Genomic DNA, 11,981 nt, shown 5'->3' on the forward strand with positions numbered 1-11,981 from the left:
TAGCCGCATCGTTGAATGCGTTGCCGGCTACGGTTGATAAGACCGCCTGTAAAGCGGGTTGTGCGATATAGCTGTACGTAGATTCGATGCATGCCGTGGTCAGCTAGGCTGTCTGCAAAGCGAGCAGCCCACGCTCAAAGATCTGCCGCGTGCGTAGCTGGGTGAGTTCGCGCCAATCCCGATCCGCGGGATAGAAATGTTCCGCCAGCGCCGTCTTGATCCGGCGCCCCGTTTCGTCTTCAGGATCGCCGTATAAATGCAGCCAGTGATCGTCCCTTAGCGCGCGATGTCCACGGTCGCCGTCATAGGTCCCGCATTCGATAACCAATTGCATCAAGTCCGTGCCGGGCAGTGAATCGAGCAGCGCCTGTGACGTGTAGCCGGTCGCCGTCGCCGCGATTCCTGAATCGGTTGTTGCAGCAGGTCCGGTGATGACCGTGTAGAGCCACGGGCCGAAAACCGACTGCGACCTGGCGAGTGCGGGGTAACTTTCCTGCGCGACCGCCATCAACATGGCATGACCGAACGCCCCTGCCCCGGTATGCAAATCGAAACACATTGCTGTCCGTGCACCCTCCATAAAACGCTTCGCGATGGCGCGCAGGGTCTGGTTGCTCCAGGTGGCGTGCTGACCGCCGAAGAAGATGCCGTCGGCATGCGCGTACTGCCCAGCCTCCACAATGCTCATTACCGTGCCGCGACCTAGTCTTTCGATTTCTTCGGCGAGCCGTTCGTCGGCACGGCGGCGAGCGGGACCGTCAAGGTCGCGGCACAAATAGAGGGTATGAAAATCCTCATAGCGTGCGTTGTCGGGCAGCGGCTCGTTAAACGCGATGTAGTTCCGGTTAAGGTCGACGTTGTCTTCATTGACCCGACGAAACCAGGCCGTGCCCCAAGGATTGATCAGATGCACCATGACCAAGCAGACGTCCGCCGGTAGCGCCCGTTTTTGCAAGGAGTGAAGCAATGCGATCTGCGCTTCGGAACCGTAATAGCCTTCAATGCCATGCGTGCCGGAGACGACGATAAACCGCTTGGGCGCAAGCGGATCGCCGATCACGGCTACGTCGGTAGCAAGCAACTCACGGCGGGGACCGCGCAACGGATGCTCGAAGTCCGTGAGTTCAGCGCCAGCAGCCCGCGCGGCTTCAAGAAAACGTTCGCGCTGAGCGGTAAAGCCTGGGGTTTCGATGAAATGCCGGTTCATGTTCTCTTTCCAAAATGTATACCCGCCGCTGACGGATTAATTCGCTTTGCTAAGCAATTTGCAGGGTGATGGCAGTTGATGGTCTTGCACAACACAACAGCACTTCGCCCTCGCGCGGCTCATCGAGCGGTTGCTCAAAGTACTCGACCGTGCCGTCTATCAACTGACTGGCACAACACCCGCACAATCCTGCGCGACAACTGAACGGCGGCGAAAAGCCGGCGGCTTCGGCGAAGTCCAGCAATGAATGACATGACGGATCCCATGCAACAGTCTTGCCGGAAGGCATGAAATGAACTGCGGGCACGGAGGCGTCCAATGCAACGGAAGGTTCGGGCGATGACGACACGTCGACCTCGTCCAGCTCAAGCACTGAGGAAGGTCCAAAGAACTCATGCTGGATACGGGCTTTATCGACACCGAGACTTCGAAGTAACCGGAAGTTCGCCTGCATGAAGTGCGTAGGTCCGCACAGATAAACGTCGTAGTCGTCGAGCGGCAACACGCGTTGGAGGGTCTCGCGCGTAATCAAGCCGTGGCTGTGAAAGCGCTGATCAGCGACGTCCGATGGTTCAGGCGTGCGATAACAGACATGCGTCTGTACGCCCTCCCTGCTCGCCTGCAGGTGCACGACTTCATCCCGGAACGCGTGCACCTCACCGTTTTCACATGCGTGTATGAAATAGACCCGACGCCGCGACGTCGCACACAGGCGATGCAACATGCTGAGCATCGGCGTCACGCCAACGCCACCGCTTAACAACACAACGGGACGATCGCTCAGCTCATCGAGTACGAACGCACCGGCCGGACCGGCAACATCAAGCGTAACGCCTGCCTCGACAACCCCATGCAGATGACCCGACACCAAGCCATCCGGCAGCTCGCCCCTGTCTGCCGGCGCCAGTTGATGCTTGACCGAAATACGCCACCGAGTGCGTTCGGCAGGATCGCCGGACAAGCTGTAATGCCGCAGCAAGCGCTGCCCGTCGGCGCCAGTAATACGCACCTGGACAAAGTGGCCCGGCAGGAAAGCCGGCAGCAATCCACCGTCCTCCGCTTCCAGCACGAACGATTTGATGACGCTGCTTTCGCGCTGTACGTCAACAATGCGCATCCGCTTGAACGCTCGCGGTTCAGTTGCCTCTTGCATGACTATCGGACGGTGTCGAGCGCGGCAGGTTCAGATTCGGGCGCCCGCGTCTCCGCTTCGATCAGCCGTTGCAGGCTGCGTCGAAAGCGCAACGGCCCGGCGTCGAGCGGCAGGTCGAGATTAGGCGTTCGTTTGTTCGCCATACCCGCATGAACCGCGGTCAGGATCACGCGATCCTCTTCGAATGCATGACGAACGTCCTCGTTGAATTGACGCGATACGTTTTCATCGCGTTGATCGAAGTTGCGCATCTGGAACCAGAAATAGCGCGTGTTCGATTCATCGATTGGCGTCATGAAGTTGTACGAGTTCATCAGGAAGACTTGCTCGTGCAGCGGGCCTTCGTCGGACCCCGTGCCTGCGGGTGTGAACACGGCCTTGATAATCGCGTGCGATGGAAACCGGACTTCGTAATGCTGCTTGCGATCGCAGCGTCCCGAGAACTTCACGAAGCGCGCATAGAACGGCGCCACATCCACGTCTCGCATCCAGCGCGACACGACGACGCCGTCATCCGTCACCGACGTCTTCAGCGGCTCCGATTCGCACGCCGCGTTGCCGAACGAAGACGGATGAACCCACGCGACATGCGACGGATCAAGCAGGTTGTCCGTCACATAAAGATAGTTGCACGCGACGGTCATTGCATCGCCCTGGTTCATGCCCCACGCAGGATCGTTCCATTCCTCGACCGCGAAAATAGTGTCCGCATTCGCCTGCTCCGGCGCGCCCATCCAGATCCAGACCAGGCCGTAGCGCTCTTCAACGGGGTAGCTTCGAACGCGTGCGGCCGGTGGAACCTTCGTCATGCCCGGTGCCCGCACGCAGGTTCCCGAGCAATCGAATGTAAGGCCGTGGTAACCGCATTCAATCTGGCCGTCCTGCAGGCGTCCCATCGACAAAGGCAGCTTCCGATGCGGGCAAGCATCTTCCAGCGCGGCCACCCCGCCGTCAGGTTTGCGATACAAGACCACTGGCTCGCCCAGCAGCGTTACTGGACACAGGCCGTCGCCAATTTCGCTGCTCCATGCCGCCACGTACCACGCGTTTCTTAAGAACATTGCCCTCTCCGTTCTATTCCGATGCCAGCCGTTGCGACTGCTCACCCGCTAATCCCTTGGGACTCAGCTTAGGAACTCAAAATTGAAAAGAACAGAGGGCTAAAGCTTTGGCATCGTTTAGAATTTCTAAAACGACTTAGGCCCAGCCGCTCACCATGGACACACTTCCGCCACTGCGTGCGTTGCAGGTATTCGATACCCTGGGCCGTTGCGGGGGAGTGGTCGAGACAGCGCGCCGGCTTGGCGTTTCGCCGGGCGCGGTCAGCCAGCAGATCAAGCTTTTGGAAGATTCATTGGGCATGCGGCTGCTGGCAAAAGAAGGCAAGCGCCTTCGCCTGACGGCCGCAGGCGTGCGTTATCACGAGACCTGCGCAGCGGCGTTCGAAAGCCTGCGCGTGGCCGGCGCCGAGATTGAACGTGTCAGGAACAGGCGCAGCCTCAGCGTGAGCGCGTTGCCCTCGCTGTTGTCGAAGTGGCTGGCACCGCGCATCTACGAGTGGCAAAACACGCATCCGGAACTGGATGTGTATCTGGACGGCACGCATTCGGAGCCGTCGCCCGATGGCCCCGAGATCGACTTCCGCATTACCTACGGCGAGCGGATGAATCATGCGGGCACGACGGTCGAACTCTTTCGTGACAGTGTCGTGCCTGTGTGCAGCCCGCGGTTGCTTGGTACCACCAAACCGCTCGTCAAGCTGGACCAGATCCTCGCTTATCCGTTGCTATCGATAGACTGGTTTCCCAAATTCTCCTCGCCGCCATCGTGGAGCGAATGGTTTGCAACGCACGGCATTGAGTGTCCCGAGGACGTGCGCAGCAATCGCCTGGTGTTCTCGTTGTCGGGACTTGCGATACAAGCTGCCATTGAAGGCCATGGGTTCGTGCTGGCGCAGACATCGATGATCGTCGATGACCTCAGCGCAGGCCGCCTCGTGTTGCCGTTTCCGGTCGGCGTTGCGCTGCCCTCGCCTTATTTCCTGACGTGGCAAGCGAGCAGTTTCGACCAGCCGCACTGCCGCGCTTTTCATCGATGGATTCTCACGCAGAGCCGCGAACAGCAAGCGCTCAACGACCGGATGCTTGGCGCCGGGTAAGCGCTCGCTGACACAAATAGAAGCGCGCTCAACTCATGTAGCCAAGATGCTCGGCCAGGATCACCGAGCCGATAACAACCAGAACCACCCCGCCCGCAATTTCCGCTCGCTGCCCAACAGCCTTGCCGAGAAAACGTCCGACCATCACGCCCAAGGTCACCATGATCAGCGTCGCGAGTCCGATGGTCGCAGCCGTCGAGAGAATATTCACATCGATGAAAGCGAGTCCCGCACCCACTGCCATTGCGTCGATACTCGTCGCGAATCCGGTGATCGCCAGCAGCCAGAAACTGTGGCTATCGGGCTTCTCGACTTCCGGCGTGGGCGTGCGCAGACCCGCGCGGATCATGCGTACGCCGAGCACGAGCAGCAAGCCAAACGCAATCCAGTGATCCCACGAGGCCACATACGGCGCAGCGGCCTTGCCGAGCGCCCAGCCGACCAGCGGCGTGATGGCTTCAATCACGCCAAAGATCAGGCCGGTGCGAAGCGCTTCGCGCATCCGCGGACGATGTAGCGTGGCGCCCTTGCCGACTGCAGCGGCGAAGGCGTCCGTCGACATGGCGAAGGCGAGCAGGAGAGTAGAAGCGATATTCATGGAGAGGTGGAGTTGTCGTTAAGGCGTTCAGGTCGGGCGAGAACATGCGATGCAGCGGTGAGCCCGACCGGTCTCTCCGATGCATCGATGGTCTTGCCAACCAAAAGCTGAACGGTTGCTCATGCCACGGTTCGATCGAACCAAGCGTGTTGACATGAGCGCTTCCAGTAAATGGAAGCCGGCTACTCCCCAAAGACGGACGGAGACTATCACGATTGAAATGAAATCGTAATCTTTCCCCGGCGGCGCGAAGGGACTCTTCCTGACTGCGTGAAACGAAAACGAAAGCAAGAACGAAAGTTCGAGCCGATACAATGCGGCCAGCCCGTCAGACGTGACTAACCTCCCGATCCAATCTGCCGCACGATGCCGAACCCGAACTCCATGCCGTCGTCTGACCGTGCGTGCCCAGCGCAGCACGGCGCCCCGTGCTGCTCGTGCATGACGGGCCGTCCGCGATGAAAGCTGACGCGCCGCTCGCCACGGTTCTGAGGAAGCGTCGCATCCGGTCGCGCTGGACTGCGGTCGGCATGGCGAGCACGCTGTCGCACCATCCGTTGCTTGCGGGCGTAGCCGGCACCGTGGCCGCGGTATTGATGGCGAGCGTGTCGCTCGTTACGTTGTATCAGGGGCGCCAGGGCGTGCTCGACCACGCCCACGATACATCGGCGAATCTCGTCGCCATTATCAGCAGCGACCTCGCCCGCAATGTCGAAATCTACAATCTGTCGCTCAACGCAATGGTCGAAGGCGCGGAAAATCCGGCCATGATGGGACTTCCGCCCGCCTTGCGCCGGCAGATCCTCTTCGACCGGGCGACCTCCGCTGCCTACATCACTGGCGCCTACGTGCTCGACGCGCACGGCAAGGTCACGGCAGTAAGCAAGGACATCCCTCTCTCGCCGGGCTCGTTCGCCGACCGCGAATATTTCTACGCGCAGCAGCGCAGCCCCTCGACCGGCCTGTTTTTCTCGCATCCGTTTGCGTCGCGTTTGCGCGGGACGCCGACCATCGGCATGAGCCGGCGGATCAACGCACTCGACGGCTCGTTCGCCGGCATCGCGCTGCTTGCTTTGAACGTCGCGTATTTCGACTCGTTGCTGGACAAGCTCAACGTAGGCGCCCAAGGATCGATCTTCATCGTCCATCAGGACGGCACAATGATCGCCCGCAAGCCTTTTCGCCACGACGTGATCGGGCGCAACGTCGCCGTTTCGCCCACTTTTTCGCGCATGACGAACGCCGCGTCGGGGTCGTACGCGGCGACCTCTCCCGTCGATGGCGTGCGCCGCCTTTACACGTTCTCGCATGTGCCGGGGACACCGTTCATCGCCGCCGTGGCCCCTGCTGAGGACGAAGTACTGGCGCCGTGGCGCGAACGCAGCCGGATCGTCGGCGCGTTGACATTGCTGTCGGGCTTGAGTTTCGTCGCGGTGTCGTGGCTGCTTGCGCTGTCGCTGCGCGAACGCGCCCGCGCGCAGGAGGAGCTCGTCCGGCTGGCCGGCACCGACGCGCTCACCGGCCTGCCGAACCGGCGCGCCTTCGACGAACGCATGGACGACGAATGGCGCCGTGGGCGCCGCGCGGGTACGCCGTTGTCGGTGTTGTTCATCGACGTGGATTATTTCAAGGCCTACAACGACACCTACGGCCACGCGCTCCGCGACCACGCGCTCGCCACGGTGGCGCACAGCATTGCCACGACCGTGCGCCGTCCGGGCGATATCCCCGCGCGCTACGGCGGCGAAGAATTCGTCGTGCTGCTGTCCGATACACCCCTGGAAGGCGCGCAGCATATTGCCGAAACGATCCGGCAGCATGTGCTGGCCTGCGCAATTCCTCATCGGGCGAGCGCGCTTGGGGTGGTGACCGTGAGCATAGGCTGCGCGACGGCGTCGCCGCCGGGTCTCGCCGGCGTGTACGGGTTGCTCGGCACCGCCGACCAGCAGCTCTACAAAGCGAAGGCCGCAGGGCGCGACTGCGTCCGGCCGCTCGCCCACGCGGCCGCCCCGGTAGAGAGTTCCTAAGCACGCCGGCGGGTCCGCAAATTTCGGGCAAACGCGCGCAGACTTGCTCTACAGCCGAAGCAAACACATGATTTGCAAGGATTTTTCTCGTCTGTATAATGCGACCTTCCCTCCCAAGGCCACTTCCCATGAGCAGACTCCTCTTGCTTGCTGCGCTGACGCTAGGCGGAACGCTAGGACCGATGCAAGGCGCGGTGGCCCAGGAACGCGCTCCAGAGGCCGCCCAGCAAGATGCCGCGGCCAGTGACGCCAGCGTCGAAGCCACGCACCAGGTCTCCCGGCTGATCTCCGAAAAGTTCGGCGTCGCACGGGCGAAAGCGGAGCAGATTTCATCCGCTGTCATGTCGGCAGCTTCGAAATACTCGCTTCCTCCCGCTCTCCTCCTCGCCATCATCTCCGTTGAATCCCGTTTCAAGGAAAAAGCCCGCGGCTCCAATGGCGCAACCGGGCTGATGCAGGTCGTGCCGGCCGCGCACAAACAACTTGTGCGTAATATCGACCTGACCGAAGCGAAGGCGAATATCGAAGCCGGATCGGCGATCCTGCACGGTTATGTCCAGTCCGCTCGCGGCGACGTGGGCGCGGCACTAAAGAGCTACGGCGGCTCGAAAGCCTACGCGGAGAAGATCAGCCTGCGAGCCAAGGCATTCGCCCCGGAATTCGGCTCCGGCACTGCTGCTGACACCGACGCCGACGCGCAAACAGCCGGCGACTGATTGGCAGCTTTCGCGCGCAGTCCTCGCACCTGAATACCTTCTTAATACTTGCTTGTTCGCTCGGCGCGCCTCCACGCGTCGCGCGGACCGCTTTTTGCTCCCCTCATACAGGACACGCCTGATTTTCATCGGGCACTAAACAAGCAAAGAATAGTAAAGTCGCGCTCCCGCGGCTAAGCCCTAATACGGTTGCCTTCCAGACCGCCCGCTTTCGATTCCCCGACGCGTCCCCGGTTGGCTAACCGATCGCCTCATTTTCGAGGAATTCGTGACACGACGCCCCTTCGAAGCGGATCACGATCAGTTCGCTTTATGGCATCCCAAGCGCCTGCCCACCCGCATGCCTGAGCAGCGGGTCGTGATTGCGCATCGCGACCCCATGATCGGCGAGTCGTTTGTGCTGCTGCTTGGGTTGAAAGGGCTGGCGGCGCAGCACGTAAAGGATGTGGAAGCGCTCACGCTCCTGATTGAAGACTGGCATCCGCAGGCATTGATGATCGATACGCGCCTCGCGACCGGCGAGCACGCCGGTTTCGTGCGCAAACTCAGCGATAACCCGAGCCACGCCGGCACGCTGCTGCTCGCGTTCAGCAATTTCCTGCCGGAAGATCCGGTTGCGGTGTTGCAGGAAGCAGGTTACGACGGCCATTGCCGCCGTCCCTGTCCCATGTGGCGCATCTCTGAGGTTCTCAGCGATTTTTTCGCGCTGAACAGAGCATCGATGAGTTGATAGATTGACGAGCTAACGAGTCAACGCAGCACCAGTTCCCGCAACTCGTCGATATTGAATGGTTTCGCGAGAATCGTTACTCCGGTGTGGCGCGCGCGCTCGAATTCATCGGCATAACCGGTCATCAGCGCGATCCGCTGCGTGGGCCAGGCGCCACGCACTTTCTCAGCCAGGTCGATGCCGTTAAGCCGGCCGGGCATTTGTATATCCGACAACACCAGGTCAAAGCGACTGCCTTCGCTGAGCAGGTCGAAGGCTTTGTCGGCGGTGAGTTCGTGGCGTACGTCGCAGCCAAACGTAGCGAGCACCGCCGCCACGCCCGCCGCCACTTCCTCGTTGTCTTCTACCAGCAAGATCGAACCGGGATGTACCGGCGCTGGCGCAGCATTGTCCGGTGAATCTGGCGTGAGAGCCGCGACTTCCGGCGCAGTCCCGGTGGACGGAACGTGGTATCGGGGCAGATAAAGCCGCACGGTCGTGCCACGGCCCGGCACGCTGTCAAGGCGCGCCGTGCCGCCCGCCTGCTCACTTGCCGCCAGCACTTGCGCCAACCCCAAACCCGTTCCTGAGCCGCTCAGCTTGGTCGTGAACAGGGGTTCGAATGCGCGCCGCGCGGTCAACTCCGTCATGCCCTCGCCACTGTCGGTGAAAGCAAGCAGCGCGTACTCGCCGTCGGGTAAAACATTGTCGGCCGTCACGCGAACGTTCTGGCTGCGGATCACGAAACGGCCGCCGCGCGGCATTGCATCGCGGGCATTCACGGCAATATTGATGATCGCGAACTCAAGTTCGGTAGCGTCCGCACGAACCTGCCACATGTCCGGCGACACCTGCACCCTCACCTGGACCTTCTCGCCGGCCGCCGTTTCGATCAGCCCGGTCGCCGCGGGCAGCCAGACAGCGAGGTCGATCGGCTCCTGCTTGAGCGGCTGCTTGCGCGCGACACTGAGCAAGCGTCTGGCGAGCGCTTCAGCACCGGCGGTCGCGCGCTCCACGGCCAGGACTTCCCGTTCCAGCCCGTTGAAATTCTTGCGCCGCGCGAGCTCCATATTCGCCGATACCACCATCAGCAAGTTGTTGAAATCGTGCGCGACATTCGCCACCAGATTGCCGAGCGCGCCCATGCGCCGCAATTGCCGGCTGGATGCTTCAGCCGAAAGCCGCATGGCAACCTCCGCCTGCCATCGCTCCCATGCGGCCTGTTGCGCCCGCAGCTGGTGCAACGAAAACAACACGAGCAGCCAGACCGCGACGCACGGCGCCGCCGTGATCACGGCGATCAGCGAGTAGTGCTTGCGCCACTCCGCGAAAATCGCATCGGTCGGAATCGCGCTTGTCACATAGAGCGGGTAATCCCCCGCACGGCGAAACGCCACCACGCGTTCCACACCATCAACGCTTGAGCGAATCCGGATGCGGCCGAATAGTTCGTTGTTGCGCATGGCGCTGGTGAACGCCGTGTCGCGAGCGTGGGTGATGCCGGGACGGCTCGGCGGCTCGCGCACGAGAATGCCGCCGTCGCGCCGGAACAAGCCGACGCTCATGCCCGGTTCACCATTCGACAGATCGCGATAGAAACCCGCGAAATAATCGCGTTTGAGCGCGATCGACACGACGCCCGCAAAGTGGCCGTCGTTCAGACTACGGCCGACGCTGGTGGTAAACACATTTTCTTGCTGGATGCTGCCAAGGAGCGGCAGTGAAAAATACGGGTCCGGGCGGATGGAGCGAGCCGAAGTAAAGTCGTCGCGATTCGCGATTGACACGGACGGCACGGGGAAATAGCGGTTGCTGGCGAGCATCTCGCCTTTCACGCCAAAGATGGTGATGCCTGCCACCTGATCAAACGAGTCGCCGATCACGCTCAGGCGGTCATGGATGGCTTTCTGGTTCGCGGTGATCTGGGCGTCGTTGCTGTCGGCGAGCATTTCCACAATACGCGTGGAGATTTCGCGGTTGAGATCGAGTACCTTGACCGCTTGTTCATCGGCGACACGCGCGACGCGGTCGGCGATGTCATTCGATTCGATCATGCGGCGCTGATAATCGTAATAACCGTAGCCGAGCAAAAACACGATCGGAAAGAGGATCGATGCCGCCAGCACGACCAGCAGCATTCGCCGGGTCGCGGCGAAATTGCGCAGCGGCAATGGCAAGTCGAGTCCGGCGGAATCCGAAGAGTGCAAAGCGTCAAAGCTCCAAGGTTGCGCTCGCTCGCGCCGGGGTTGGTCAGTTTTGCGGGCGGGCAGTTCTGCCAGCAGTTAGCAAGCAACAGCTAACAGACTAACAACTAGCAGAACCCGTGAGCGCTAAACCTGAGAACCAGCGAAACATCCAACCCCGTTACTGCGGCTTCGACATTGTCCCACTCCCATTTGGCGATGTGGTCGAGTTGCTATTTGCGCTGGAACCATTGCTCTTCATGTTAGGCGTGGCGCCTGTGCCTGTGCCCATCCCGCCACCGACCGCGTTGCCTCCGGGCGCATTGCTCATTCCCGCTCCGTTGGAGCTGCCAGCATTCCCACCGCCGCCGCCCACCCCCGCGCCGCCGGCCGAACCTCCACCCGCTGAACCACCTCCCGATCCGCCGCCTGCGCCACCACCCGCTCCGCCTCCCCCGCCGCCGGCCTGCGCGTAGACACTGCCCACACCGCCCGACAGACCCAGCACAAGCGCAGACACCAAAAGCTTCTTGGTTACGTTTTTCATTGCAGCCTCCTTGAAATACCGTTGAGTGCGTTGCGCAGGACTTTTGTCGCAACGCTCGCTCTTAAGCTAGTGCAAGGGGCATGCCGCACAAGCGGCTATTCGATGGCCGGTAACGCTTGCCTGGCGGGCATTTCAAGGTTTGGACGGCAGCAGTACTTGTGACCTTGAGCCAGCTTTTTGACCAGCTTTTGCGCAACACATAGTCTGATCCGAAACGCACAAAACAAAAAACCGGGCTTGCCAGCCCGGTTTTCGATTCGAGGTAGTTCGGTCTTACCAGCCTTGTTGCTGGTAATAACCTGCCTGCGGTTGCGGACCGCACGGTACATAAGCGCGGCGATAGCTGTCGTAGCAGTATCCCGGGGGCGGGCCCGGCTGGGCGTAGACCGGCTGTGCATAAACAGGTTGCGCATAGACCGGTTGATACACCGGCTGGGCATAGACAGGTTGTGCGTACGTCGGCTGAGCCACGGCGGACCCGACCAATGCGCCAATCACCGCGCCGCCCAGCAATGCGCCGACAACCGCGCCACCGTCCCCGCCACCCCCGTGTGCGGACGCCTGACCCGACATGGCAAGACTTCCGGCCAACACCAACACTGCAGCTACGCGTTTCATTTGAGTTCTCCAGATCCCGTGGTCGGGACTATGGAACCGATCTTATGCGGGTACAGAAGAAATAA

Annotated in this window: 11 protein-coding genes and 1 riboswitch; of the genes, 4 read left to right on the top strand and 7 right to left on the bottom strand. The window is 61.2% G+C overall.

The window, feature by feature from the left end:
• Positions 1 to 103: 103 nt before the first annotated feature.
• The 3 genes from ACSQ83_RS03500 to ACSQ83_RS03510 are packed head-to-tail and all read right to left on the bottom strand — an operon-like array spanning position 104 to position 3,421.
• A complete protein-coding gene (locus ACSQ83_RS03500) occupies positions 104 to 1,207 on the bottom strand; it encodes a DUF2817 domain-containing protein (RefSeq protein WP_436227226.1) in 1,104 nt (367 codons plus the stop codon).
• 49 nt (positions 1,208 to 1,256) lie between these two features.
• Entirely contained in the window at positions 1,257 to 2,360 is a 1,104-nt protein-coding gene (locus ACSQ83_RS03505) for a 2Fe-2S iron-sulfur cluster-binding protein (protein ID WP_436227227.1), read from the bottom strand.
• 2 nt (positions 2,361 to 2,362) lie between these two features.
• Positions 2,363 to 3,421, bottom strand: a complete 1,059-nt coding sequence (locus tag ACSQ83_RS03510; protein ID WP_414951919.1) for an aromatic ring-hydroxylating dioxygenase subunit alpha — start codon at positions 3,419 to 3,421, stop codon at positions 2,363 to 2,365.
• A 155-nt stretch (positions 3,422 to 3,576) separates the two neighbouring features.
• Between ACSQ83_RS03510 and ACSQ83_RS03515 the strand changes: the two genes are divergently transcribed.
• On the top strand, positions 3,577 to 4,518 hold the full coding sequence (locus ACSQ83_RS03515; protein ID WP_436227228.1) for a LysR substrate-binding domain-containing protein: 942 nt from the start codon (positions 3,577 to 3,579) through the stop codon (positions 4,516 to 4,518).
• Positions 4,519 to 4,546: 28 nt separating this feature from the next.
• Here ACSQ83_RS03515 and mntP read toward each other — a convergent pair whose 3' ends face one another.
• Complete coding sequence (gene mntP, locus ACSQ83_RS03520; protein WP_436227229.1) at positions 4,547 to 5,116, bottom strand: manganese efflux pump MntP; 570 nt, start codon at positions 5,114 to 5,116, stop codon at positions 4,547 to 4,549.
• 23 nt (positions 5,117 to 5,139) lie between these two features.
• A riboswitch (yybP-ykoY riboswitch) is annotated at positions 5,140 to 5,319 on the bottom strand.
• A 201-nt stretch (positions 5,320 to 5,520) separates the two neighbouring features.
• On the opposite strand from mntP, the gene ACSQ83_RS03525 reads away from it, so the two are divergent.
• The 3 genes from ACSQ83_RS03525 (at position 5,521) to ACSQ83_RS03535 (ending at position 8,589) form a co-directional block, all read left to right on the top strand.
• On the top strand, positions 5,521 to 7,143 hold the full coding sequence (locus ACSQ83_RS03525; protein ID WP_436227230.1) for a sensor domain-containing diguanylate cyclase: 1,623 nt from the start codon (positions 5,521 to 5,523) through the stop codon (positions 7,141 to 7,143).
• Positions 7,144 to 7,271: 128 nt separating this feature from the next.
• Entirely contained in the window at positions 7,272 to 7,859 is a 588-nt protein-coding gene (locus ACSQ83_RS03530) for a transglycosylase SLT domain-containing protein (protein ID WP_436227231.1), read from the top strand.
• Between the two features lie 268 nt (positions 7,860 to 8,127).
• A complete protein-coding gene (locus ACSQ83_RS03535) occupies positions 8,128 to 8,589 on the top strand; it encodes a hypothetical protein (RefSeq protein ID WP_414951914.1) in 462 nt (153 codons plus the stop codon).
• A gap of 20 nt (positions 8,590 to 8,609) precedes the next feature.
• Here the strand turns inward: ACSQ83_RS03535 and ACSQ83_RS03540 are convergent, their stop codons facing one another.
• The 3 genes from ACSQ83_RS03540 to ACSQ83_RS03550 form a co-directional block, all read right to left on the bottom strand.
• The gene (locus ACSQ83_RS03540) at positions 8,610 to 10,775 is read right to left on the bottom strand and encodes an ATP-binding protein (RefSeq protein ID WP_436227232.1); all 2,166 of its coding nucleotides are present in this window, start codon (positions 10,773 to 10,775) and stop codon (positions 8,610 to 8,612) included.
• A gap of 157 nt (positions 10,776 to 10,932) precedes the next feature.
• A complete protein-coding gene (locus tag ACSQ83_RS03545; protein WP_414951912.1) occupies positions 10,933 to 11,298 on the bottom strand; it encodes a hypothetical protein in 366 nt (121 codons plus the stop codon).
• A 273-nt stretch (positions 11,299 to 11,571) separates the two neighbouring features.
• Positions 11,572 to 11,916: a hypothetical protein gene (locus ACSQ83_RS03550; protein WP_414951911.1), complete on the bottom strand. Its 345-nt coding sequence runs from the start codon at positions 11,914 to 11,916 to the stop codon at positions 11,572 to 11,574.
• Between the last annotated feature and the right edge of the window lie 65 nt (positions 11,917 to 11,981).

The sequence above is a fragment of the Caballeronia sp. LjRoot29 genome, assembly GCF_964252755.1.
GTDB lineage: Bacteria > Pseudomonadota > Gammaproteobacteria > Burkholderiales > Burkholderiaceae > Caballeronia.